Below are 22,638 nucleotides of genomic sequence, written 5' to 3'. Positions count from 1 at the left end.
GCGAGGTCGCGCGCAACCGGGCGCGCAGGACGTCCCGGGAGGCGATGAGGCCGACGACCGCGAGGGCGACCGACCCGAACAGGTCACTGAGCGCCTCGCGGACGTTCCCGGCGACACCGCCCGCCCCCGCCCCGCACCGCCACCGGCACCTGGCCGAGTCCTTCGGCTCGGACGCTGACCGCTACGACCGGGCCCGACCCCGTTACCCCGAGGCCCTGGTCTCCCGCCTGGCCGCCGCAGGACCGGACGTCCTGGACGTCGGCTGCGGCACCGGCATCGCCGCCCGCCAGTTCGCCGCGGCCGGCTGCACCGTGCTGGGGGTGGAGCCCGACGCGCGGACGGCGCAGCGGCTCGGGACCGAGGTCGACATCGCCGCCTTCGAGGCCTGGGAGCCGGCCGGCCGGGAGTTCGACGCGGTCGTCGCGGGCCAGGCCTGGCACTGGATCGACCCGGTCGCGGGCGCGGCCAAGGCGGCCCCGGTGCTGCGGCCCGGCGGGCGCTTGGCCGCCTTCACCGCCCGCTACACCACGATCACGGTCACCGCCCGCCGCACCCGGCCCGCGTGAGCGGCCCCGACGTCAACGCCCGTACCCGACCGGCGGAACCCGTCCGCGTCCCTCGGATAGCATGCTCGGACTCACCGCTGACGTCTAACAAATCGGCCAAACAATTGATATCTAGAGCACCGCGGGCGTTTTCGCGAACAAAGTCCCCAGATCAGGTCCCCGCCTGGCGTCGGCCACGGGTGATCCTTTGGGCCACGGCGGGTGTGGTGGCCCTCGGTTTCCTCATCGCGCTGGAGATCGCCGCACGCGGCTACGGTGTGTCGGGGCCGATCACCAACCAGGCCCGCGAGGTCGTCTTCGCACCCAAGTCGGGGCCGCTGCTCTACGCCGGCATGGCGTTGATGATGGTGGTGCTCACCTGGCGTCAGCGGCTCATCGCGATGGGCGCGGCGATCGGCATCGACATCGTCTTCTTCCTGGTGCGGTGGGCGGTCGACGCCAAGATGATGTTCGGCAACGGCGCCCTGTGGGTGCTCCTGGCCTACGGGGTCATCGCCCTCACGCGCCGCACCGGCAAGGAACGGCTGCTGCTGCTCAAGGGCGTCGGCCTCGGCCTGCTGCTGGTGGCCGGCCGCAAGACCGGCGACATCTGGCTGCTGATCACCTGGAAGACCCGCCCCACGGTGCTCGACCAGTACGTGGCGACCGCCGACCACGCGCTCGGCAATCCGTCGTGGGTGGTGGGCCGGATGGTCCGGGCCACCGGCACCGTCGGCGAGCACGTGCTCGACTACGTCTACATCCAGCTCGCGGTGGCCGCCGTCATCGTCGCCCTGTACCAGCTGCGCAACGTGTCGACCGAGCGCCGCTTCCCGGGCCACCACCTGGTGCGCACGTTCCTGGTCATCGGGCTGCTCGGGCCGGGCATCTACATGATCTATCCGGTGGTCGGCCCGATCTTCGCCTACGGCGCCGACGGCGGGCAGTACGCGGTGGCGCACCTGTGGCCGAACACCCCGACCCCGCTCGTCACCCCGCAGCACATGCCCTTCGACGAGGTCACCCCCCGCAACTGCATGCCCAGTCTGCACACGGCGTGGGCCACGACGATCTTCATCCACTCCCGCAGGGGACCGAGGCTGCTGCGCTACGCGGGCACCTTCTGGCTGATCGCCACCCTCGGCGCCACGCTGGGCTTCGGCTACCACTACGGCGCGGACATCATCGCCGGTGTGGTCTTCGCGTTCACCATCGACGCGGCGCTGCGCGCGTTCGACCGGGGCTGGGACCGCCGGGCCGTCCAGCTGGTCGCCTACGGCACGGTGGTCTTCACGGCGCTCCTGACGTCGTACCGCTATCTGCCGATGGAGATGGCCCGCTACCCGTGGGTATTCGGTCCGCTGCTCGTCCTGGCGATGGCCTCGGTCGTCTACGGCTATCAGCGCACCACCCGGCTGTGGGAGCCCAAGCCCGTACCGGCGAAGCCCCTGGAGCCCCAGCCCGAACCGGTCTGAGGCCCCGGGCGGCCCCCACGCCGGTACGGGGGTCACTTCGGGTCGCGGTTGAAGGTGGAGGTCGACCAGAGGTAACCGAGCGCCGTGAGGGCCAGGCACCAGCCGAGGGTGAGCCATCCGTTGTGGCCGATCCCGCTGCCGAGCAGCAGGCCCCGCAGGGTCTCGATGGCGGGGGTGAACGGCTGGTACTCGGCGATCGGCTGGAACCACCCCGGCATCGCGTCGACCGGGGTGAAGGCGCTGGACAGGAGCGGCAGCAGGATCAGCGGCATCGCGTTGTTGCCGGCCGCCTCGGCGTTCGGGCTGACCAGGCCCATGCCGACCGCGATCCAGGTGAGCGCCGTGGAGAAGAGCACGAGCAGCCCGAACGCCGCGAGCCACTCCAGCGCCGTCGCGTCCGTCGAGCGGAAGCCGATGGCCACGCCGACCGCGCCCACCAGGATCACGGCCATGACCGACTGCAGGACGCTGCCCACGACGTGCCCTATCAGCACCGAGGGGCGGTGGATCGCCATCGTCCGGAACCGGGCGATGATGCCCTCGGTCATGTCGTTGCAGACGGACACCGCGGTGCCGACGACGGTGCTGCCGACGGTCATCAGCAGCAGGCCCGGCACGACGTAGGCGATGTACGCGGAGCGGTCGGGGCCGCCGCTGCCGAGGGTCGAACTCATCGCGTCGCCGAAGATGTAGACGAAGAGCAGCAACAGCATGATCGGCGTCAGCAGCAGGTTCAGCGTGAGGGACGGATAGCGCCGGGCGTGCAGGAGGTTGCGGCGCAGCATGGTCGTCGAGTCGCGCACGGCGAGGGGCAGGGAGCTCATCGGGCCATCTCCTGGGACGTGTCGGTGGCGGTGCCGGTGCCGGTGCCGGTGCCGGTGCCGGTGGCGGTGTCGGTTTCGGTGCTGGTGAGGGCGAAGAAGACGTCGTCGAGGTCGGGGGTGTGGACGGTCAGCTCGTCGGCCTCGATGCCCGCCGCGTCCAGGCGGTCGAGGAGGGCGCGCAGCCGGCGCTGGCTGCCGTCGCCGGGGACCTGGAGGGCGAGCGCCTCGTCGTCGCGGACGCTGTCGTCCAGGGCGCGCGCGGCCGTGTGGTAGACGGCGGGGTCGGTGAAGCGCAGGCGCACGTGCCCGCCCGGGACGAGCCGCTTGAGTTCCTCGGCGGTGCCCTGCGCGGCGATCCTGCCGTCGTGCAGGACGGCGATGCGGTCGGCCAGCTCGTCGGCCTCCTCCAGGTACTGCGTGGTGAGGAAGACGGTGACGCCGCCGGTGACGAGGTCGCGGATGATCTGCCACATGGTGTGCCGGCTGCGCGGGTCGAGTCCGGTGGTGGGCTCGTCGAGGAAGATGATCCGCGGGTCGCCGACGAGGGTCATGGCGATGTCCAGGCGCCGCTTCATGCCGCCGGAGTAGGTGGAGGCGGGCTTCTTGGCGGCCTCGTGCAGATCGAAGCGGCGCAGGAGCTCGGCGGCGGTGCGCCGGCCTTCCTCGCGGGGGAGGTGGTGCAGGTCCGCCATGAGGAGCATGTTCTCCTCACCGGTGATCAGACCGTCGACGGCGGAGAACTGGCCGGTGACACCGATCGCGCCGCGGACGGCCTGGGGGTCGGTGGCGAGATCGTGGCCGCCGACGTGGAGGGTGCCGGCGTCGGCGGAGACGAGGGTGGAGAGGATCTTGACGGCGGTGGTCTTGCCCGCGCCGTTCGGTCCGAGCAGGGCGAAGACCGTTCCTTCGGGGACGGTCAGGTCGATGCCGTCGAGCACCGTCTTGTCGCCGTAGGACTTGCGCAGTCCGCTTGCCGCGATGGCCGGATTCGTCATGACGGGGGCTCCTCAGAGGCTGCGGGCGACGATGTCGCCGTAGGCGGTGGTGGCGTGGAGGTGCAGGTCGACGGCGCCGCCCGCGTTCTGGAGGGCGTTGTGGACCCGGCCGTAGGCGGTGCCGGCGTCCAGCGAGGCGCGGGCTCCGCGGGTGGCGCCGACGGAGATCTCGCCGGCCTCGGTGCGCAGCGTGACCGTGCCGCGCACGGCCTCGGCGATCCGGATGTCGCCCTTCTGGGTGCGGATCTCGGCGGAGTCGTTCAGCCGGCCGACCGTGATGTCTCCGGCGGCGAGGGTGAGGCGGGCGCCCGCGGCCTCGTCCAGCTTGACCGAGGCCTGAGCGCACTCGAAGGTGACGTCGCCGAGCCGTCCGACGCCCCGGAAGTCGGCGCTCGCCGCCTTCGCCTCGACGCGGGAGCCGGCCGGCAGCTGGACGGTCACCTCGAGGGAACCGGCGGCGCCGAGCACCCGGTTCTTCACCGGCGCGGTCTCGATCCGCAGGACCCCGTCGGCGTACACGACGGAGGTCTGCTCGGCCACCGTCACGTCGCGGCTCTTCGAGGCGTCCGCCGGCAGCACCTCGACGGTGGCGTCGGCCCGGTCGGCGGCGATGAACCGGATGAGTCCGGCGGGGATGTCGACAAGGGCGGAGACCGGGGCGGCGGTGGCGAACTTCTGCATGGTGTGCTCCTTGGGCTCGCGGTTTCTGATGTCGTGAACGCTACGTTGCATTCACGTACTTGGCAACAAGCAAGTTGCATCCCAAGCTCATTTACGCAGCTCAGATGAGCTCAATCATTGCAATGGAGGAAAACCTAACGCAATGGCAAGCTGGGTCCGCGTTGCAATGGCGACGACTGAACGCTATGCTGGCGGCGGTGGTGGCGACCGGGCACACGACATGCATGCGGCAATACGTAAGGGAGATCGCGATGCCGGGAGGCAGGCTCACGCAGCAGGAGCGTCAACAGATCGCGCTGGGGCTGGCCGACGGGCTCGCGTACGCGGAGATCGCCCGACGCCTGGACCGCCCCACCTCGACGGTCACGCGCGAGGTCATGCGCAACGGCGGCCCCACCGGCTACCGCGCGGACCTGGCCCACCGTGCCACCGAGCGCCGCGCCCACCGGCGCGCGCAGTCCGCGCCGGGGACACCGCAGGCGGCCCCGCGAGGCGAGGGGCGCGACGAAGGGGCCGTGCTCGCCTACGAGGAGGCGTTCACGACGCTCCTCATGCAGTCCGGTCTGCCCAAGATGATGGCCCGGGTGCTGACCTGCCTCTACACGACCGACGAGGGAAGCATGACCGCGTCCGAACTCGTCCGGCGCCTCCAGGTCAGCGCGGCGTCCGTCTCCAAGGCGGTCGGGTTCCTGGAGAGGCAGGGCCTCATCCGCCGGGATCGCGAGGAGGGCCGTCGCGAGCGCTATGTCGTCGACAACGACGTCTGGTACCAGGGCATGGTCGCCGCCGCCGCGTCGCACGCCCGCTTCGCCGAGACCGCGCGCGAAGGCGCCAACCTGCTCGGCCCCCAGGCGCCGGCGGCCGTCCGCCTGGAGAACATCGCGCGCTTCATGGACTTCGTGGGCGAGAGCATGACGCGCGCCGCCGAACAGGCGCGCGAGATCCTCTCCGACAGGCAGGGGTAAGGGTAGGGCGCAGGCCCGCACCCCGCTCCCTGCGGCGCGGCGTCGCCGTCCGGGTCATCGCGTGACCCGGTGTCGACGCGGCGGCCGTACCCCCGCCCGCCCGGTGCGCGCGGCACAGGCGCCCGTACGCGGGCCGTACGCACGTCGTGGCGGCCGGAGCCAACTCACCGCACCGAACCGTCCCTCACGACGCGTCCCTCACGACGCGTTCGAGCGCGGCCCGGCCCGCGGGCCCCCAGTGCGCCTTGCCGCCGGGAAGGCCCCGGTCTCCGTTCCGGCCCATCAGCATGAGGAACAGGCCTTTCAGCGCGGCGAGCCCCCGGGCACGGTGAATGGTGGCCTCGTCGGCGTGCCCGTACGCGTCGAAGAAGTGGGAGGCGGCGCCTTCGGGCAGGACCACCCACGCGGCCGCGAGGTCCCACGCCGGATCGCCGGCGAACACGGCACCGAAGTCGATCACGCCTGAGAGCGTCCCGTCCGACACGACGACGTTCGCGGGATGCAGGTCGCCGTGCACCCACAGGGGCGGCCCCGCCCACTCCGGCGCCGCGACGGCGTCGTCCCAGACGGCCCGGACGCCGTCGGCGAGGTCGTCGGGCACGACAGCGCGGAAGAAGTGGTCGAAGCCGTCCGCGCACACCTTGGGGTGCTCGCCCCGGTCCTCACTGGCCGGCGCGTCGGTGGGGGCCGCCGCATGGAGCGCCCTGAGGAAGCCCGCGAGAGTGCGGGCCGCGTGCTCGGAGCGGCTGATCGAGGTGAGGTCCAGCGGCTCACCCGGAACCCACGTCATGACGGCCCAAGGCTTCGGGAAACGCGCCGACGGTTCCCCGATCCGCACGAGATCCGAGACCGGAAGCGGCAGGCGCGGAGCCAGAACGGGCAGCCACCGGCACTCCTTGCGCAGAAGATCGGGAGCACGGTCGGTACGGGGCATCCGCACGGCCAACTCGTCCCCGAGGCGCCACACATGGTTGTCCCACCCACCCGCCACCTCGCGGAGGCCCGGCCCCACCAGATCCGGATGCTGCTCCCGCACCAGGTCGCGGACCAACTCCGCCGTGATCTCACTCGCGCCTTCGGTCATGCGAAGCCACGGTAGTGGGGGAGCGGCTCCACTCCCCGGCACGAGGTCCGAACAGCCGCTGGGCCTTCGGCGCTGATATCGCTCGGACGCCTGCCTGAGCTTCCCCTTTCGGTCACGCTTCCGGGCGTGCGCTAGGTTGCCGGGCATGACCGAGTGGGGCTCCACTGCCTGGCCACCTCCCCCGACAGGGACCGAAAGGCTCGTGCTCCGCGAGTCCGAGGCCCGGGACCGTGCGGCGTTCATCGAGTTGTTCGCATCGCCCGAGGTGGGCACCTACCTCGGCGGCCCCCGTCCGCGTGCTGAGCTCGACGGGGAGATGCCCGAGGTGCCTGGGCGGCGTCCTGGTCTTTTCGTCGTCGCTCTCGACGGATCGATGATCGGCATGATCACGCTGGATCGACGGGACCCCGAGCGGCCGGGCCACGTCCGCCCGGAGGCGGGGGAGGCCGAACTCGGTTACATGTTCCTGCCGGAGGCGTGGGGACGCGGGTATGCGGCCGAGGCATGCGCGGCGGTGCTCGGCTGGTTCGCCGACGCGCTTCCCGGAGAACCGGTGGTGCTGTGCACCCAGACGGCCAACGCCCGAGCGATCCGCCTCGCGGCGAAGTTGGGGTTCACCGAGGTACGCCGGTTCGAGGAGTGGGGCGCCGAGCAGTGGTTCGGTGTGTGGTGCCGGGGCGCGGGGCCCGGCTGAGACGGAACTGCTCGCCGGCGGTCTGCGCACTGGAAGTACAAGGTCAAACCGTGTGCAGCAGCCGGAAGCGCTGGGCCACTACCTGGGTGTCGTCACTGACGGTGAAATCGGGGTCGCCCAGTTCCTCGCGCATCTCTGCGGGTACGGATGAACACGCAGAGCAAGTGGCCGCCGATTGGTGCTCATTGCCGCGCGCGATGATGGGGCGGTGGATCTTCGTTACTTCAATCAGACCGGCTGGACCGCCATCTTCAACGGGACCGAATCCGAGACCGGCCGCATGGTGCGGGTGGAGGCATGGGACCCGGCAACGGGAACCGCGCTTGTCGTCGACCCCAAGAGAGGCGCCATGCGTCCCGTCACGGACTACGAGGACTTCTCCCACCTCGAGAAAGCCGACCAGGTCGTGGCCGCAGTTCCTGGTGGTGGGTGGCGGGCGCACTGGAAAGACGAAGGCCCGGGGAACACTCCGCTCACGGAACAGGTGCTCGCGTGGTTGATCACCTCCCAGGGCCGGGCAACGGCCATCACAGTGGACGCTCACGGGCATGTTGACGATGCCGACAGCGCCGACGCCTTCATCCCGCCGGGCCAGGAACTGGGCCCGGCTTGAGCCTCCGGATCAGGCGACTTCCGCCTCGCGTTCGATGCCCGTGAGGCGGTTCTTCAGCCGGTAACTGGGACCGTTGCTGGCGACGACTTCACAGTGGTGCAGAAGGCGTCACTTCGGCGAAGGGCGCATTGGCCAGGGCTCTGATTTCGCGCGGGTCGAACTCGGGTTGGAACGAGAAGTCGGACAAAGGTGGTGCGGGGAATGTCGGGTGATCGCGTCGGGGGCGTCGCACGATGAGGGCATGGATGACGCGACCTTGGTAGCCCGGTTTCTCCGTGACGGCTACGTGAAGTTGGAGGGTGCCGTCGCGCCGCGCGTGGCCGCGGACTGCGCGCGGCTGCTGTGGCGAGAGACGGGCTGCGACCCGGACGATCCGGCGACGTGGACGCGGCCCGTGCACTGGGTGGGCGGCATGGCTCAGGGGCCGTTCGCCGCCGCGCCCAACTCCCCTTCGCTGCACCACGCGTACGACCTGATCGTCGGCCCGGGACGCTGGGAGCCGCGCTACTCGCTGGGCACGTTCCCGCTGCGCTTCCCGCACGGGGAGGAGCCGGGCGACGCGGGCTGGCACATCGAGGGAAGCTATCTGCCGGAGGGGGAGAGCTGGTACTTCACCAATCTGCGCTCCCGGGGCCGGGCGCTGCTGATGCTGTTCCTGTTCAGCGAGGTCGGTGAGCAGGACGCCCCGACCCGGATCCGGGTCGGCTCACACCTCGACGTGCCGAAGGTGCTGGCGCGGTACGGGGAGGACGGGGCGAGCGGGCTGACCCTCGCGCCCGAGCTGGTGGCGGCGTCCGATCACCGGCCCCTCGCCCTTGCCACCGGGTCCCCGGGCGATGTCTTCCTGTGCCATCCGTTCCTGGTGCACGCGGCGCAACCGCACCATGGGTCGCGGCCGCGCTTCATGGCGCAGCCACCGCTGATGCCGGCGGCACCGTACGAACTGGAGCGGGCGGACGGCGCGTACTCACCCGTGGAGACAGCGATCCGGCGGGGCCTGGGACACGACACCCCCGGTCCGGAGGGGGACGGCACCTGCCGTGCGGGCCGTCACGCAGCCCAGCAGGCACGGCGTAGTTAATCGGTTGCGATGCCCTGAGCTTGAACGACTAGGTTCGATCGCAAACGATCGCTCTCCCGCGATATGCCCGCCTCTGTGGATCGAGGTCGACCATGCACGATGACCAAGTGGACGTGACCACCGACGTCGTGGCGACCTTGGTCCAGGAACAGTTCCCTCAGTGGAGCGGCGAGCCGATCCGGCGCCTGGCGTCGACCGGGACGGTCCACGCCATCTTCCGTATCGGCGACGACCTCTCCGCGCGTTTCCCGCTGCGTCCGACCGACCCCGCCGAGGCGCTGGCGGTGCTGGAACGGGAGGCCCGGGCGAGCGCGGAGCTGGCACAGGTGTCCCCGTTTCCCGTCCCGGAACCCGTCGCCCTGGGAAAGCCGGGAGCGGGCTACCCCATGCCGTGGTCGGTCCAGACGTGGCTGCCGGGAACGGTCGCCTCCGATGCCGACCCGAGCGGGTCGGACGCCTTCGCCGAGGATCTTGCGGCCTTCATCGCGGCCCTGCGGAAAGCCGGGACGCGCGGTCGGGTCTTCAGTGGTGACCATCGCGGCGGCGTCCTCGCCGACCACGACGCCTGGATGGAGAAGTGCTTCGAGGAGAGCCGGGAACTGCTCGACGTGTCCCGGCTGCGCCGCCTGTGGAGCCACTTCCGCGAGCTGCCGCGCGCGAGCGCCGACGTGATGAGCCACGGCGACCTCATTCCCGGCAACGTACTCGTCGCGGGAGACCGGCTCGGCGGCGTCCTCGACACCGGCGGATTCGGACCGGCCGACCCCGCGCTGGATCTGGTCGGCGCCTGGCACCTCCTGCGGCCGGGCCCACGGGACGTGCTCCGGCGCGCACTGGGCTGTGACGACCTGGAGTGGGAGCGCGGCAAGGCATGGGCGTTCGAACAGGCGATGGGCCTCGTCTGGTACTACGTCGAGAGCAATCCGACGATGAGCCGAACGGGGCGCCGGACACTCGACCGCATTCTGGAGTCGACAGCCGACGAAGTGACGTCGCCCTGATCGTCGGCCGGGCCGGAGAGGACGGCTCAGGCGCAGGCGCCGCCGACACGCACGCCTCCGTACGCCGCCCGCCCGCCGTCATCCGATCGAGGCGTTTGACAGCGAACCGAGCGTGCCTCGTCGTCACGGCAGGGCATGTACTAGAGTTATCTCGACATCGAGATATCTGCCGAGGCGCACCAGAAGCCACCAGCCGGTAAGGGTTACCTAACTAAGCCTTACCTTAGCGGATCGACGAGGAGTCGTGGCGGCAGGATGTGCTGGAACGCGCACAAAAATTGAAGGAGACTGTCGTGTCGGCGAACAGCTTCGACGCCCGCAGCACGCTGCGCGTGGGCGACGAGTCGTACGAGATCTTCAAGCTGGACAAGGTCGAGGGCTCCGCACGGCTCCCTTACAGCCTGAAGGTCCTCCTTGAGAACCTGCTCCGCACCGAGGACGGCGCGAACATCACCGCCGACCACATCCGTGCGCTCGGCAGCTGGGACTCCCAGGCGCAGCCGTCGCAGGAGATCCAGTTCACGCCGGCCCGCGTGATCATGCAGGACTTCACCGGCGTCCCGTGCGTGGTGGACCTCGCCACGATGCGTGAGGCCGTGAAGGAGCTCGGCGGCGACCCGGCGAAGATCAACCCGCTGGCCCCGGCCGAGCTGGTCATCGACCACTCCGTGATCGCCGACAAGTTCGGCACGGCGGAGGCCTTCGGCCAGAACGTGGAGCTGGAGTACGGCCGCAACAAGGAGCGCTACCAGTTCCTGCGCTGGGGCCAGACCGCCTTCGACGAGTTCAAGGTCGTCCCCCCGGGCACCGGCATCGTCCACCAGGTCAACATCGAGCACCTGGCCCGCACGGTCATGGTCCGAAACGGCCAGGCGTACCCCGACACGCTCGTCGGCACCGACTCGCACACCACGATGGTCAACGGCCTGGGCGTCCTCGGCTGGGGCGTCGGCGGCATCGAGGCCGAGGCCGCGATGCTGGGCCAGCCCGTCTCGATGCTCATCCCGCGTGTCGTCGGCTTCAAGCTGACCGGTGAGCTGAAGCCGGGCACCACCGCCACGGACCTCGTCCTCACCATCACCGAGATGCTGCGCAAGCATGGCGTCGTCGGCAAGTTCGTCGAGTTCTACGGTGAGGGCGTCGCCGCCACCTCCCTCGCGAACCGCGCCACCATCGGCAACATGTCGCCGGAGTTCGGCTCCACCGCCGCGATCTTCCCGATCGACGACGAGACGCTGAAGTACCTGAAGCTGACGGGCCGCGACGAGCAGCAGGTCGCGCTTGTCGAGGCGTACGCCAAGGAGCAGGGCCTCTGGCTGGACCCGGCCGCCGAGCCTGACTTCTCCGAGAAGCTGGAGCTGGACCTCTCCACGGTCGTCCCCTCCATCGCCGGCCCCAAGCGCCCGCAGGACCGCATCGTCCTCGCGAACGCCGCCGAGCAGTTCAAGAGCGACGTGCGCAACTACGTCGACGGCGTGGACGAGGCGGGCAAGGAGTCCTTCCCGGCCTCCGACGCCCCGGCCACCACGAACGGCGTCCCGTCGAACCCGGTCCTCGTGACCGCCCCCGACGGCTCGACGTACGAGCTGGACCACGGCGCCGTCACCGTCGCCGCGATCACCTCCTGCACCAACACCTCGAACCCGTACGTGATGGTCGCCGCCGCGCTCGTCGCGAAGAAGGCCGTCGAGAAGGGCCTGACCCGCAAGCCGTGGGTCAAGACCACCCTCGCGCCCGGTTCGAAGGTCGTCACCGACTACTTCGACAAGGCGGGGCTCACCCCCTACCTCGACAAGGTCGGCTTCAACCTCGTCGGCTACGGCTGCACCACCTGCATCGGCAACTCGGGCCCGCTGCCCGACGAGGTCTCCAAGGCGATCAACGACCACGACCTGGCCGTGACGTCCGTCCTCTCCGGCAACCGGAACTTCGAGGGCCGCATCAACCCCGACGTCAAGATGAACTACCTGGCGTCCCCGCCGCTGGTCGTCGCCTACGCCCTGGCCGGCTCGATGAAGATCGACATCACGACCGAGGCCCTGGGCGCCGACCAGGACGGCAACCCGGTCTACCTCAAGGACATCTGGCCCTCCGAGGCCGAGGTCAACGACGTCGTCGCCAACTCCATCGGCGAGGACATGTTCAACAAGTCCTACCAGGACGTCTTCGCGGGCGACGCCCAGTGGCAGGCGCTGTCGATCCCGACCGGCAACACCTTCGAGTGGGACACCGAGTCGACGTACGTCCGCAAGCCCCCGTACTTCGAGGGCATGACGATGGAGACCACCCCGGTCTCCGACATCACGGGCGCCCGCGTCCTGGCCAAGCTGGGCGACTCGGTCACCACCGACCACATCTCCCCGGCCGGTGCGATCAAGGCCGACACCCCGGCCGGCAAGTACCTCACGGAGCACGGCGTGCAGCGCCGCGACTTCAACTCCTACGGCTCGCGCCGAGGCAACCACGAGGTCATGATCCGCGGCACGTTCGCCAACATCCGCCTGCGCAACCAGATCGCGCCGGGCACCGAGGGCGGCTTCACGCGTGACTTCACGCAGGAGGACGCGCCGGTCTCGTTCATCTACGACGCCTCGCGCAACTACATCGAGCAGGGCATCCCGCTCGTCGTCCTCGCGGGCAAGGAGTACGGCTCCGGCTCGTCCCGCGACTGGGCCGCCAAGGGCACCGCGCTCCTCGGCGTCAAGGCCGTCATCGCCGAGTCCTACGAGCGCATCCACCGCTCGAACCTCATCGGCATGGGCGTCCTGCCGCTCCAGTACCCGGAGGGCCAGTCGGCCTCCTCCCTCGGCCTGACCGGCGAGGAGACCTTCTCCTTCTCCGGCGTCACCGAGCTGAACAACGGCACGACCCCCCGCACGGTCAAGGTCACCACCGACACCGGTGTCGAGTTCGACGCGGTCGTCCGCATCGACACGCCCGGCGAGGCGGACTACTACCGCAACGGCGGCATCATGCAGTACGTGCTCCGCAGCCTGATCCGCAAGTAGGTCAGCGCGAGGAGCAAACGAGGGCCGCACCCCGCCTTGTGCGCGGGGTGCGGCCCTCGGGCTTCGCGGGGCGGCTAGCCGCCGTACGGGACCGTGATCAGTTCCATGGCATGACCCGCCGGGTCGAGGAAGTAGACCCCTTTGCCGCCGTCATTGCGGTTGATCTCGCCCGGCTGCTTCTGGTGCGGGTCGGCCCAGTGCGGTACGCCGCGCGCGGCGATCTTCTCGTACGCGGCGTCGAACTCCGCATCGGAGACGAGGAACGCGTAGTGCTGCGGTGCGATGTGCTCGGCGGGGACGGCGGCGAAGTCCAGGGTGACTCCGTTGCCCAGGGCCACCGCGACGAACGGGCCCCATTCCGCGGTGATCTCAAGGCCCAGCAGGTCCGCGAGGAACTCGGCGGACTCCCGGTTGTCCCGGGCGTGGACGATCGTGTGGTTCAGCTCGACCGACAAGGAATGCCTCCAACAGGCATCTCCTGACACCTCCATGCCTCACCCGGCCGGTGACCGACACGCGATGTCGCCGTGGATCTTAGGCACGGGGGCCCCGCGCTGTCGAGAGCGGCCTCCCGCGGCCCGGCACCGGCATCGATGCGGACGCCGACGCGGACACGGACACGGTCAGGTGGCGTCCGTCAGGTCGTCGGGGAAGCCCTCGCCGAGCGGCCCCGCGAAAGCGGCCACGGCACGGGTGAACCAGCTCTCCGCCAGCTCCCGGTAGGCACGGCCGTCGGCAGGGCACCGCAGATTGATCTCGGCCCGGAGGGACGAATTCATCCGGATGTCCGGCTCCGCCGCCACGTCGTACTCCTCGAAGGCGCCGGCGGGTGTCACGGCCGGGCCTTGACGCGCGCGAGTTCCTTGAGGGCCACTCGGGCGGCCGGCGTTCCCTCCGGTGTCTCCCAGTACGGGTGGGCGGCGATCAGCCGGGACAGGCGCAGCAGCCGTCTGCGGTGCGCGGCCGATCCGTGGGCCGCCGTGGCGGCGAGCTGTCCGTACGTGGTGTACCAGGCTGTCTGGGCCTCCAGGAGGTCCGGAGGGAACGCGTCGCTGTTCATGGCTCGATTAGAGCGCATGTTCGATTTATCGGCCAAACGGCAGCCTCAGCTGTTGGTCCCCGGCCTTCTGCCGCGATCTTCCGCTCCGGATCAGGAGCGCCGCTTCATCGCGCACAACGTGTCGTCGAGGAGCTGATCGGTACGCTGGTCGCGGTCGTCGGCGAACCGGTTGGTGGAGCGCATCACGAGGGCCCCCTTGTCGCCCTTGCCGAGGAAGCCGTTGGCGTTCAGATGGCCGAGGGTCGTCCCTCCGTGGCCCCAGTAGCCGCCGCCGCAGTCGAGCTGCGTCCAGAAGATGCCGAGTCCCATCCTCCTGACCCGCGTGTCCCCCTCGGAGGGAGCCGGCACCGTCCGGAGCATCTGCTTCATCTGACGGGGCTCGAGCAGCTCGCCGCCGAGCAGGGCCCGCCAGAAACGCGTCAGGTCCGGCGCGGTGGTGATGAGGTCGCCCGCCGAGCTGCCCCAGCTCATGTTCATCTCCGTGCTGTCGACCAGCCGGCCGCCCTCCTTGAACTGGTGGTAGCCCTTGGCGTGCGGCACCGGAAGGCCCGTGCGCTCGCGCGGCGAGAAGGTGTGCTTCAGGCCGAGGGGTTCGATGATCCGGGTCCGTACCTCGTCGCTCCAGTGGTGACCGGTCGCCTTCTGGATGATCATCCCGGCCAATATGTAACCGGTGTTGGAGTAGCTCCAGCCCTTGCCGGGCTCGAACAGGGGCCGCTCCCGCAGGGCCAGGTCGACCAGCTCGCGCGGCTCGTGGTGGTCGAAGCGGTGCCGCTGGAAGGCCGCCTCGTCCAGGACGGGCAGCTCGGCCGCGTAGTCGGGCAGGCCGCTGGTGTGCTGGAGCAGCTGCCGTACCGTGATGCGGCCACCGTCGTGGCCGTTGCCCGCGACCACGCCGGGCAGCCACCGGTCCACGGTGTCGTCCAGACGCAGGCGGCCCTCGGCGGCCAGTTGCAGCACCACGGTGGAGACGAAGGTCTTGGTGTTGCTGCCCATCCGGAAGTACCCCTGGCGGGGCACCGGCCGGTCGGTGCCGAGTTCGGCGGTGCCGCTGCGCACGTACTCCCGGCGTCGTCCGTCCACGGCGGTGGCCTCGGCGCCGACGACTCCGTCCTCCCGGACCACCTCGTCCAGCCCCCGCTGGAGCTCCGTCCTGCTGTGCCCGGCGCCGTCGCGGGCGGGCGTCCCGGGGTCGGTGCCGGCCCACGCGGCGGTGGCCGGCATCGCCAGCGTCGCCGCGACGACGAGCGCCGTCACCGGGCCCAGGGCAATTCGACGGTACGTCATGGTGGTTGCCTCGCATCGCTGGAAGTGGAAGGCGGAGAGGGTGCTCGACCCAAGATCAATTGACCCATGGGAAGGGCCCGCCCGGCCATGGAGGCACCCACCGGGCCGGGGCTACGGCAATCCCCCGACCAAGCCGGGAGCACCCCCCAGGCCGGGCCTGAGGCAACCCCCTGGCAGGACCTGAGGAGAACCCCACCTTCTCGCCGCCGCAGACGGAACCGAGGGGGAATGCGAAAGGGCCGTGCCCCACCAACGGCAAGCGTCAGCGGGGCACGGCCGGCCTCGAACGGGGCGCCTCAGCCCAGCAGTTGCACCTCCGCCAGAGTCGAGGAACCCTCCGGCACCAGCCGGTAGTGGCGATAGGCCCGGGGGCGGGCGACCGTGAACACCCGGGTCTGCTGGTCCCAGGCGAACACCTCACCGGAGCGCCTGTCCAGCTCCCGCCACTTCTCGCCGTCGGCGGAGCCCTGGAGCACCCAGCCGCGCGGCGCCTTCGCCCGGTCGGTGGACGACGTCAGCGTGTACTGCACGGCCTTCGTGGCCCCGCCAACCGGTAGTTCCACCGCGCCGGACAGGGGCGACGAGGTCGCCGAGGAGTTGTCGAACAGGTCCCCCTCGCCCTTGATCGCGTCCTTGCGGGGCGAGGGCACCTCGTCGTCCTGGGTGACCGACGTCGGCCCGGCGTTCCTGCCAGCCCCCCACGAGGACGGCTTCGAGCCCATGTCGAACTCCAGGACCCCACCGCGCGCGACCAGCTCGTGCGGGAGCGCGGTCGACAGCCAGGCCTTGCCGTTGACCTTCAGCCCCTGCACGTACACGTTCTTCGCGCTGTTCCTCGGCGCCTTGACGACCAGGTCGCGGCCGTTGTCCAGGTGCAGGGTCATCTTCTTGAACTGCGGTGAGCCGATGGCGTATTCGCCGCTCCCCATCACCAGCGGGTAGAAGCCGAGCGAGGAGAAGAGGTACCAGCCGGACTGCTCGCCGTTGTCCTCGTCGCCGTGGTAACCCTGACCGATCTCGCTGCCCGTGTAGAGGCGGGCGAGGACCTCGCGGACCTTCTCCTGCGTCTTCCACGGCTGCCCGGCGGCGTCGTACATGTACGCGGCGTGGTGGGCGACCTGGTTGGAGTGCCCGTACATGCCCATCCGCACGTCACGCGCCTCCGTCATCTCGTGGATGACACCTCCGTAGGAGCCGGCGAACTCGGCGGAGCCGGTCTCGGGGGTCGCGAAGTACGTGTCGAGCTTCTTCGCGAGGCCCTTGCGGCCGCCGTACAGGTTGGCCAGGCCGCGGGAGTCCTGCGGGGCCGTGAAGGCGTACCCCCAGGCGTTCGTCTCGGTGTAGTCGTGACCCCACACGCGCGGGTCGAACTTGTCCGAGGGCACACGCCACTTGCCCTTGGCGTCCTTGCCCTGGAAGAAGCCGGGGTCCGTGCCCGCCCCCGCCGCCTCGGCGTCGAAGAGGTGCACGTAGTCACGGGCGCGGTCGAGGAAGTACGCGGACTCCTCCTTGTAGCGCTTCTCGCCCGTCTTCTTGTAAAGGGCCGCGCCCATCCGGGAGATGCCGTAGTCGTTGAGGTACCCCTCCAGCGCCCACGACAGGCCCTCGTGCGTCTCGCTGCTCGTGTAGCCGAGGAACGGCGAGGTCCCCATGCCCTTGCGGCCGACGCCCGAAGTGGGCGGCACGACCGTCGCGTTCTTCAACGCGGCCTCGTACGCGGCCTTCGCGTCGAACTTCACGCCCTTGACGTACGCGTCGGCGAACGCCACGTCCGACGACGTGCCCGTCATCAGGTCCGCGTACCCCGGGGACGACCAGCGCGAGGTCCAGCCGCCGTCCTTGTACTGCTGCACGAAGCCGTCGACCAGCTCGCCCGCCTTCTTGGGCGTGAGGAGGGAGTACGCGGGCCACGTCGTCCGGTAGGTGTCCCAGAAGCCGTTGTTCACATAGGGCTTGCCCGTCACGATCTTCGCACCGGTGTGCGTCGGGGTGTCGGGGCCGGTCTGCGACGAGAACGGCGACGCGTACTTGTACGTCGTCCCGCCGCCCCCCGAAGCGACCTTCTCGAAGCCCGAGTTGGGGTAGAGGTACAGCCGGTACAGCGACGAGTACAGCGTCGTCAGCCGGTCCTGGCTCGCGCCCTCCACCTCCACCCTGCCGAGGATCGCGTCCCACTGCCGCTGGGCGCGCTCCTTCACCCGGCCGAAGGACGTACCGGCCGGGATCTCCCGGTCGAGGTTGGCCTTGGCCTGGTCCAGGCTGATGAGGGACGTGGCCAGACGCAGGTTGACCGTGCGGTCCTCGCCCGCCGCGAAGCGCAGATAACCCGTGACGTCACCGCCACCGCCGCCTTCGAGCTTGCCGCCGGCGGTGACGGGCGCGTCGAAGGTCCCGTAGACGAACAGCCGCGTGGCGCCCGTCGACAGGCCCGACTTGACGTCCGAGAACCCGGAGACGACACCGCTCTCCTTGTCCAGGGTGAGACCGCCCTTGTCGGACACGTTGTCGAAGATGACGCTCGCGTCCTCACCCGGATAGGTGAACCGCATCATCGCGGCGTGATCCGTGGGCGCCATCTCGGCCTTCAGGCCGTTCTCGAACGTCACACCGTAGTAGTGCGGGCGCGCCGTCTCCTTCTCGTGCCGGAAGGGCAGCGCCCGCTTGGTCCGCGAGGCGCTCGGGGTGTCCTTGTCGACGGACGGCATCAGCTGGAACGTCTGCCGGTCGCCCATCCACGGGCTCGGCTCATGGCTCGCGCTGAACGCCTGCAGCGTCGGCAGATTGTCGTCGTTGTTGCCGCGCGCGTAGTCGTACAGCCAGCTCAGGGAGCCCGCGTTCGTCACCGGCGTCCAGAAGTTGAAGCCGTGCGGGACGGCCGTCGCCGGGAAGTTGTTGCCGCGCGAGAAGCCACCGCTGGAGTTCGTGCCGCGCCGGGTGTCCGCGTAGTCGGATAGGTGCGCCTTCGGCCTGGCCGGCGCCTTCTCCGTCAGCGACACGTCGTCCAGCCAGCCGCGGAACTTCGCCGGGCCCTTCGGGGCGTCGTACGCGAGCAGGATCCGGTCGACCGTCCTGCCGCGCGCGACCTGGCCTATGGAGGAGGTGACGTTGTTCCACTGGTTGACGTAGAGCACCTTGGCGGCGCCCTGGCCGCGCGGGTTCAGCGGAAAGCCGTGCTGGTCCACGGCGCGCAGGTCGCTCAGATAGGTGCCGTCGGTGAACGCCAGGTCCACGGCGACGTTCGTCGCCGCGTAGTCGCGGTCCCCCTCCGCCATCGAGGGGAAGACGCGGTAGCCCAGCTCGGTGTCCCGCCGCACCGGCACGTTGACGTCGAAGACCTTGTTGTACGAGTAGCCACGGCCGTCGGCCAGGTGGGTGCCGGCGTAGCGCAGCGCGTGCCTGCCGGTGAACCCGGCGCGCGCCTTGGCGGTGGGGGAGCCGCTGGGGCCGCGGTCCACGAGGCTCAGCATGTCCTCGGGGGCGGGGGTCTCGGTGCCACCGACCGAGAGCTGGAGGTCGGCGAGCTGGAGGATGTCGGCGGCGCCGTTGTTCGCCGTGACATCGAGACGGAAGTGGGAGTACGCGGCGGGCTCGGCCACGTCGTACTTCCTCGTCCTGTGCCGGCCGTCGAACGCCTCGCCGGCCCGCTTGTCGAGGACCTTCCAGTCCTTGCCGTCCGTGGAGCCCTGGAGGGTCCAGTCCCTGGGATCGCGCTCGGCGTGGTCGTTCGCCGAAGTCAGCGCGTACGTCACGACCTTGGCGGGCTCCTTCAGGTCGACCTCGACCCAGCCGGACTTCGCGAAGGTCAGCCACTTGCTGGTGGCCTCGCCGTCGACGAGGTTCTCGGCCACCTCGCCGGAGCCCGCGTTCTCCCCGCTGGCGCGGACCTCGGTGACCTGGTCCATCACACTGCCGGGCAGGCCGGAGCTGAACGCGCCGTTGACGCCGGAGGCCTTCTTCCTGCCGTCGGGCCCCGTCTCGACGGTGCTCACCCAGTCCGGCCGGGCGTCCCCCTCCTCGAAGGATGACGTGAACTCCCGCTCCGTGCGCGGCGGTTGCTCGGGCCCGGCGACGGCGCCCCCCTGCGACGCCGCGACGAGCGCCAGCGCCAGCGCGCCGACGGCCACGGCCGAACGGGGTCCGGGCGCACCCGGACGGTGGTCTCTGTAACGAGGTCTGCGTGCCCTGTACGGCATCCCCGAGCCCCTCCCTGCGGTTGGACAACGTTGTCACGATCGCTGCGCAAGGTCTAGTAGGGAGGCAAGTGGCGAATGGTGTCAAGGCTGTTGCGGAGGCCGGTGCCTCCCGGGGATCGTCCCCCCGGGAGGCACCGGCCGGCGAACGGGGTGTCAGCCGCAGGTCCGGTAGTTGTAGCCGGCGATGCGCTTGTCGCCGTCCCGGTCGTAGAAGGTGTAGTCACCGTCGGCGGTGCGGCTGACCAGGAACGTACGGCCCTCGGTGCCCAAGTAGTGGTCCACCGTTCCGTTGCCGTCCGAGTCGTCCAGGAACAGGCCGGCCGCGCCGAACGTGTCCTTGCCGACGATGCCGTCGGCCTGGTCCACGTTGTCCTTCTGCCAGGCGACGGTGGCGTCGTGCGTCTTGGGACCGAACACACCGTCGTGGACCCGCTCCACTTCCGGGAACTCGCCTCTCACGCACGAGCGTCACGAGACGACAGCGAGGCCCTGGAGCTGTTCGAACAGGCGCTCCTGCTGTGGCGCGGCGAGCCGTTCGGAGCCCTGCCTGTAACTGGTCGCCGCGTAGCGCCTTGTACGGACCTGAGAAGTTGTCCCTGATCAGAGGTGTGGTTGAGCGTTTCGCCTGGGAGGTTGAACGCCGAGTTAGGCGGATGAAAAGTCGTGACAGGCCGCCGCAGTGCTCGTTCCCCGGTCATGACGCGTCCCCCGGTACTGACCACCTTCACCCTCACCGCCACCGCCGTAGCGGGCGGCTTCCTCACCGCCGCCCCTGCATCCGCCGGTGGTATCGGTGATTTTCTGTCCCCGGCATTCGGGAACGGCTGCGCCAATCTCGACAATGGCGCCCACGCGGACGGTGCCACCCGGTCCGGCACCGGCACCGTCGGCGGCAACTCCGCCGGACCACCCATCGGCAATCCCACCAACCAGTGCGGCGGTGCCGCCCTGTTGTATGCGGTGCAGTACACCTAAGGGCTGTCCCGTAAAGAGTCCCGGGGGGACGGTGGTGCGCTACCCCATGACCGTGCGAGCCGCGTCCAGAAACGCCAGCCGGTTGTCCTCCAGGTAGTCCCGCACGCTTTCACCGTCGGGCAAGCCTTCCCATACCGTCCGGTTGAGGTCGAGAAAGTACGCACGGGCCGCGTTGTGCACCGGCAGAGGGAACTGGATGCGGATGAGCCGCTCCGCAACCCACAACCTGTTCATGACGTCCCGGGTCGTGAGGAACCAAGCGTCCGTGTCCTCCCACTCGGAAGGCCGGCTAAAGGCGGAACGTTCGGCCTCGGCCCCCACCTCGACGAACCGCTCCAGCAGCGCCAGCCGTTCCCCGCGCCGGACCTCTGACAAGGCGAGCTGCTGTCGTTGCTGCTCAGCGCGTTCCGCCGAGAGTTGAGTTCTGTGCTGTACGAGGTAGGACAACGAGCCGCCGAGGACAACGCCGCCCAGCGATATGAGTGACACCCAGACCTGACCTGACATGCCGGCCATCGTGCCATGCCGTCGATCTTTGACCAGACCATGCGCCAGCTCGCCTCGTTGTTCGGGGTGTCCAAGTCGGCGGCGGACCGGATCATCGAACTTCGGGCCGATGCTTGCTCTCCAGCCCCGCAAGCGGTTCGCCAAGGGCACCGGGCTCATCGTGGACGGCACCCTGGTCCCCACCCGCGACCACTCCGTGGACGAGCACTCCAAGAACTACCGGGATCCCACCAACCACCAGGTCGTCATCGACGCCGACACCCGCCTGGTCGTCGTCGTGGGCAGGCCGCTCGCCGGAAACCGCAACGACTGCAAGGCGTGGGAGGAGTCCGGCGCCAAGGCCGCCGTCGGCAGGACACTAACGATCGCCGACGGCGGCTAAGGGCTGTCCCGTAAATGGTCTCGGGTGGCCTCGGACATGGCGGCGGGCGCGTGGCCCCCTCGGTTATCCGCCAAGGGCGAGATTGTGAATCCGGGCGATGCCGAGCGTGGCATGGTGAACGCCGTCGCCCCTGAGGCGGCAGTCGCGGAGGATCTGCCATGTCTTCATGCGGGCGAAGACGTGCTCCACACGGGCACGGACCTGCTTATGGGATTTGTTGTGTTCCTGCTTGCAGTCGGGCAGGTCTTCGCCCTTGCGTCGGCGGTGGGGCATGACGAGCCCGGTGCCCGGGTGTGGGTTTCCCGTTATAGCTAAGGAGCTCGTGCGGCTGAGCGCTTCAGTTGGCGGATGAGCGCCCGAGTTGGCGAGCTGCGCTCCCGGCGACCCGCAGGAGGATCGCCTCGGCAGAGCTGAGTGTTCTCAATCAGAGTTACTGGCCGATCCCAGGACTCCGATAGGGACGCCATGCAGATTTGCCAGCCCACTCTGGTCCTCCAAGGGGACATCGGCGCCACCGCACTGGTTGAGCGGGCTGCCGAGAGGGAGGCCCAGGAGGTTGCTGTTGGCTGCGCCGGTGCCTGCTGTCGTGGCCCCGACGGCGCGGGGGCGGGTGTTGTGGTTGGCGCAGTCGGTGCCGAAGGCGGGGGAGAGGAAATCACCGATGCCGCCGGCGGAGGCGGGGGCGGCAGCGAGGAAGCCACCCGCTACGGCGGCGGTGGTCAGGGTGAGCGTGGTCAGTACCTGGGGACGCTTCATGACCGGTGAACGAGTACTGCCGCGGCCCGTCACGTCGCTCTTCCGTCAAGTGGACCGCCCAGCCCCGCCAACTCGACCGCTCATCCGCCAACTGAAGCGCTCAGTCACAGCTCGTGGCCCTGTCGTCCTGCAGGTTGGCAGCGAGGCTGTGGGAACAGTTGAATGCCCTTGTGGTGGACTGGACGCGGGTGGTCGATGCTCACGGGACGGTTGGGCGAGTGCCGCTGGTCCTGGCTCAGGTGGAGCGTGCAGAAGTTCCGGAGGTGTGGGACGAGCTGTGGGATCGTCTCTCCCTCCAGGGTGAGACGGTCTCCGCGGCGAGCTTCGCAGCTCTCCCGCGCTTGGCGGCTCTAGCTCCCACGTGTGTCCAGGCACTCGAACTGGCCGGTGCCATCTGTGCGTGGCACGTTGCGGTGCTCGGCGAGAGCCCATCAGAGACCGCTCCGCCGGAAAGTCCATGCGAAACGCCGCGAAAGTCCACGCCTCCGCCCGGCGTGGTGCGAGAGGTTTTG

General features: G+C 69.7%; 21 protein-coding genes and 4 pseudogenes. 11 read left to right on the top strand and 14 right to left on the bottom strand.

All coding sequences use genetic code 11. The annotated features are described in order from the left end of the window. Window positions 1-86: 86 nt before the first annotated feature. Window positions 87-512 (top strand): annotated as a pseudogene (locus ACZ516_RS29430) (class I SAM-dependent methyltransferase); the annotation flags it as partial. A 236-nt stretch (window positions 513-748) separates the two neighbouring features. Then, window positions 749-2,020 carry a phosphatase PAP2 family protein gene (locus ACZ516_RS29425; protein ID WP_358699199.1) on the top strand — a complete coding sequence of 424 codons (1,272 nt, stop codon included), beginning with the start codon at window positions 749-751 and terminating at the stop codon, window positions 2,018-2,020. Between the two features lie 32 nt (window positions 2,021-2,052). Here ACZ516_RS29425 and ACZ516_RS29420 read toward each other — a convergent pair whose 3' ends face one another. The 3 genes from ACZ516_RS29420 to ACZ516_RS29410 are packed head-to-tail and all read right to left on the bottom strand — an operon-like array spanning window position 2,053 to window position 4,520. Beyond that, window positions 2,053-2,844: an ABC transporter permease gene (locus ACZ516_RS29420; RefSeq protein WP_361076944.1), complete on the bottom strand. Its 792-nt coding sequence runs from the start codon at window positions 2,842-2,844 to the stop codon at window positions 2,053-2,055. Then, window positions 2,841-3,839: an ABC transporter ATP-binding protein gene (locus tag ACZ516_RS29415; protein ID WP_469012517.1), complete on the bottom strand. Its 999-nt coding sequence runs from the start codon at window positions 3,837-3,839 to the stop codon at window positions 2,841-2,843. Before ACZ516_RS29415 ends, ACZ516_RS29420 begins: the two co-directional genes overlap by 4 nt. A 12-nt stretch (window positions 3,840-3,851) precedes the next feature. Further along, window positions 3,852-4,520, bottom strand: a complete 669-nt coding sequence (locus tag ACZ516_RS29410) for a DUF4097 family beta strand repeat-containing protein (RefSeq protein ID WP_469012515.1) — start codon at window positions 4,518-4,520, stop codon at window positions 3,852-3,854. 251 nt (window positions 4,521-4,771) lie between these two features. Here ACZ516_RS29410 and ACZ516_RS29405 point away from each other — a divergent pair, with 251 nt between their 5' ends. Further along, a complete protein-coding gene (locus ACZ516_RS29405; protein ID WP_469012514.1) occupies window positions 4,772-5,485 on the top strand; it encodes a helix-turn-helix domain-containing protein in 714 nt (237 codons plus the stop codon). A 184-nt stretch (window positions 5,486-5,669) separates the two neighbouring features. Here the strand turns inward: ACZ516_RS29405 and ACZ516_RS29400 are convergent, their stop codons facing one another. Further along, the gene (locus tag ACZ516_RS29400; RefSeq protein WP_469012511.1) at window positions 5,670-6,569 is read right to left on the bottom strand and encodes an aminoglycoside phosphotransferase family protein; all 900 of its coding nucleotides are present in this window, start codon (window positions 6,567-6,569) and stop codon (window positions 5,670-5,672) included. 145 nt (window positions 6,570-6,714) lie between these two features. Between ACZ516_RS29400 and ACZ516_RS29395 the strand changes: the two genes are divergently transcribed. Further along, window positions 6,715-7,263 (top strand): GNAT family N-acetyltransferase, encoded by a 549-nt coding sequence (locus ACZ516_RS29395; RefSeq protein ID WP_361076956.1) that lies wholly within the window; start codon window positions 6,715-6,717, stop codon window positions 7,261-7,263. Between the two features lie 208 nt (window positions 7,264-7,471). Further along, the gene (locus ACZ516_RS29390) at window positions 7,472-7,876 is read left to right on the top strand and encodes a hypothetical protein (RefSeq protein ID WP_469012508.1); all 405 of its coding nucleotides are present in this window, start codon (window positions 7,472-7,474) and stop codon (window positions 7,874-7,876) included. A 9-nt stretch (window positions 7,877-7,885) separates the two neighbouring features. Here the strand turns inward: ACZ516_RS29390 and ACZ516_RS29385 are convergent. Further along, window positions 7,886-7,984: pseudogene (locus ACZ516_RS29385) on the bottom strand (AAA family ATPase); the annotation flags it as partial. Between the two features lie 133 nt (window positions 7,985-8,117). Here ACZ516_RS29385 and ACZ516_RS29380 point away from each other — a divergent pair. From ACZ516_RS29380 to acnA, 3 genes are all read left to right on the top strand, one after another. Next, the gene (locus tag ACZ516_RS29380) at window positions 8,118-8,957 is read left to right on the top strand and encodes a phytanoyl-CoA dioxygenase family protein (RefSeq protein WP_469012506.1); all 840 of its coding nucleotides are present in this window, start codon (window positions 8,118-8,120) and stop codon (window positions 8,955-8,957) included. A gap of 92 nt (window positions 8,958-9,049) precedes the next feature. Continuing rightward, complete coding sequence (locus tag ACZ516_RS29375) at window positions 9,050-9,958, top strand: aminoglycoside phosphotransferase family protein (RefSeq protein WP_469012504.1); 909 nt, start codon at window positions 9,050-9,052, stop codon at window positions 9,956-9,958. A 293-nt stretch (window positions 9,959-10,251) separates the two neighbouring features. Next, window positions 10,252-12,966 carry an aconitate hydratase AcnA gene (gene acnA / locus ACZ516_RS29370; RefSeq protein WP_358580835.1) on the top strand — a complete coding sequence of 905 codons (2,715 nt, stop codon included), beginning with the start codon at window positions 10,252-10,254 and terminating at the stop codon, window positions 12,964-12,966. Window positions 12,967-13,040: 74 nt separating this feature from the next. Here acnA and ACZ516_RS29365 read toward each other — a convergent pair whose 3' ends face one another. The 6 genes from ACZ516_RS29365 to ACZ516_RS29340 form a co-directional block, all read right to left on the bottom strand. Continuing rightward, on the bottom strand, window positions 13,041-13,421 hold the full coding sequence (locus ACZ516_RS29365; RefSeq protein ID WP_469012501.1) for a VOC family protein: 381 nt from the start codon (window positions 13,419-13,421) through the stop codon (window positions 13,041-13,043). A gap of 168 nt (window positions 13,422-13,589) precedes the next feature. Then, the gene (locus ACZ516_RS29360) at window positions 13,590-13,802 is read right to left on the bottom strand and encodes a hypothetical protein (RefSeq protein ID WP_469012500.1); all 213 of its coding nucleotides are present in this window, start codon (window positions 13,800-13,802) and stop codon (window positions 13,590-13,592) included. Next, entirely contained in the window at window positions 13,799-14,026 is a 228-nt protein-coding gene (locus tag ACZ516_RS29355) for a hypothetical protein (protein WP_358697669.1), read from the bottom strand. The genes ACZ516_RS29360 and ACZ516_RS29355 overlap by 4 nt, the downstream gene beginning before the upstream one ends. 90 nt (window positions 14,027-14,116) lie before the next feature. Beyond that, window positions 14,117-15,313 carry a serine hydrolase domain-containing protein gene (locus ACZ516_RS29350; protein ID WP_469012498.1) on the bottom strand — a complete coding sequence of 399 codons (1,197 nt, stop codon included), beginning with the start codon at window positions 15,311-15,313 and terminating at the stop codon, window positions 14,117-14,119. 296 nt (window positions 15,314-15,609) lie between these two features. Beyond that, a complete protein-coding gene (locus ACZ516_RS29345; protein WP_469012495.1) occupies window positions 15,610-19,506 on the bottom strand; it encodes a GH92 family glycosyl hydrolase in 3,897 nt (1,298 codons plus the stop codon). Window positions 19,507-19,659: 153 nt separating this feature from the next. Continuing rightward, window positions 19,660-19,965 (bottom strand): peptidoglycan-binding domain-containing protein, encoded by a 306-nt coding sequence (locus ACZ516_RS29340; RefSeq protein ID WP_361076982.1) that lies wholly within the window; start codon window positions 19,963-19,965, stop codon window positions 19,660-19,662. Between ACZ516_RS29340 and ACZ516_RS29335 the strand changes: the two genes are divergently transcribed. Together ACZ516_RS29335 and ACZ516_RS29330 are read left to right on the top strand one after the other, a co-directional pair. Then, the gene (locus ACZ516_RS29335) at window positions 19,903-20,106 is read left to right on the top strand and encodes a BTAD domain-containing putative transcriptional regulator (protein ID WP_469012493.1); all 204 of its coding nucleotides are present in this window, start codon (window positions 19,903-19,905) and stop codon (window positions 20,104-20,106) included. The two genes, ACZ516_RS29340 and ACZ516_RS29335, sit on opposite strands and share 63 nt — an antisense overlap. A 96-nt stretch (window positions 20,107-20,202) precedes the next feature. Then, window positions 20,203-20,481 carry a hypothetical protein gene (locus ACZ516_RS29330; RefSeq protein WP_469012490.1) on the top strand — a complete coding sequence of 93 codons (279 nt, stop codon included), beginning with the start codon at window positions 20,203-20,205 and terminating at the stop codon, window positions 20,479-20,481. A 39-nt stretch (window positions 20,482-20,520) separates the two neighbouring features. Here ACZ516_RS29330 and ACZ516_RS29325 read toward each other — a convergent pair whose 3' ends face one another. After that, window positions 20,521-20,997, bottom strand: coding sequence for a hypothetical protein (locus ACZ516_RS29325; protein WP_361076990.1), 477 nt, complete (start codon window positions 20,995-20,997; stop codon window positions 20,521-20,523). A 27-nt stretch (window positions 20,998-21,024) separates the two neighbouring features. Between ACZ516_RS29325 and ACZ516_RS29320 the strand changes: the two are divergent. Then, window positions 21,025-21,367 (top strand): annotated as a pseudogene (locus ACZ516_RS29320) (transposase); the annotation flags it as partial. Between the two features lie 66 nt (window positions 21,368-21,433). Here ACZ516_RS29320 and ACZ516_RS29315 read toward each other — a convergent pair. Further along, window positions 21,434-21,664, bottom strand: a pseudogene (locus ACZ516_RS29315) (transposase family protein); the annotation flags it as partial. A 126-nt stretch (window positions 21,665-21,790) separates the two neighbouring features. After that, window positions 21,791-22,126: a hypothetical protein gene (locus tag ACZ516_RS29310; RefSeq protein ID WP_361076993.1), complete on the bottom strand. Its 336-nt coding sequence runs from the start codon at window positions 22,124-22,126 to the stop codon at window positions 21,791-21,793. Window positions 22,127-22,638 lie beyond the last annotated feature (512 nt).

It is taken from the genome of Streptomyces sp. NPDC034037 (assembly GCF_055575715.1).
The sequence above is the reverse complement of the archived record's forward strand: the minus strand, read 5'-3'. Positions and strand labels throughout refer to the sequence as shown.

What these genes read in the sequence shown, in the direction of transcription:
- ACZ516_RS29420 (WP_361076944.1), bottom strand. Translation starts at nt 2,844, where the DNA reads ATGAGCTCCCTGCCCCTCGCCGTGCGCGACTCGACGACCATGCTGCGC.
- ACZ516_RS29415 (WP_469012517.1), bottom strand. Translation starts at nt 3,839, where the DNA reads ATGACGAATCCGGCCATCGCGGCAAGCGGACTGCGCAAGTCCTACGGC.
- ACZ516_RS29410 (WP_469012515.1), bottom strand. Translation starts at nt 4,520, where the DNA reads ATGCAGAAGTTCGCCACCGCCGCCCCGGTCTCCGCCCTTGTCGACATC.
- ACZ516_RS29405 (WP_469012514.1), top strand. Translation starts at nt 4,772, where the DNA reads ATGCCGGGAGGCAGGCTCACGCAGCAGGAGCGTCAACAGATCGCGCTG.
- ACZ516_RS29400 (WP_469012511.1), bottom strand. Translation starts at nt 6,569, where the DNA reads ATGACCGAAGGCGCGAGTGAGATCACGGCGGAGTTGGTCCGCGACCTG.
- ACZ516_RS29395 (WP_361076956.1), top strand. Translation starts at nt 6,715, where the DNA reads ATGACCGAGTGGGGCTCCACTGCCTGGCCACCTCCCCCGACAGGGACC.
- ACZ516_RS29380 (WP_469012506.1), top strand. Translation starts at nt 8,118, where the DNA reads ATGGATGACGCGACCTTGGTAGCCCGGTTTCTCCGTGACGGCTACGTG.
- ACZ516_RS29375 (WP_469012504.1), top strand. Translation starts at nt 9,050, where the DNA reads ATGCACGATGACCAAGTGGACGTGACCACCGACGTCGTGGCGACCTTG.
- ACZ516_RS29355 (WP_358697669.1), bottom strand. Translation starts at nt 14,026, where the DNA reads ATGAACAGCGACGCGTTCCCTCCGGACCTCCTGGAGGCCCAGACAGCC.
- ACZ516_RS29350 (WP_469012498.1), bottom strand. Translation starts at nt 15,313, where the DNA reads ATGACGTACCGTCGAATTGCCCTGGGCCCGGTGACGGCGCTCGTCGTC.
- ACZ516_RS29345 (WP_469012495.1), bottom strand. Translation starts at nt 19,506, where the DNA reads ATGCCGTACAGGGCACGCAGACCTCGTTACAGAGACCACCGTCCGGGT.
- ACZ516_RS29330 (WP_469012490.1), top strand. Translation starts at nt 20,203, where the DNA reads ATGACGCGTCCCCCGGTACTGACCACCTTCACCCTCACCGCCACCGCC.
- ACZ516_RS29325 (WP_361076990.1), bottom strand. Translation starts at nt 20,997, where the DNA reads ATGGCCGGCATGTCAGGTCAGGTCTGGGTGTCACTCATATCGCTGGGC.
- ACZ516_RS29310 (WP_361076993.1), bottom strand. Translation starts at nt 22,126, where the DNA reads ATGAAGCGTCCCCAGGTACTGACCACGCTCACCCTGACCACCGCCGCC.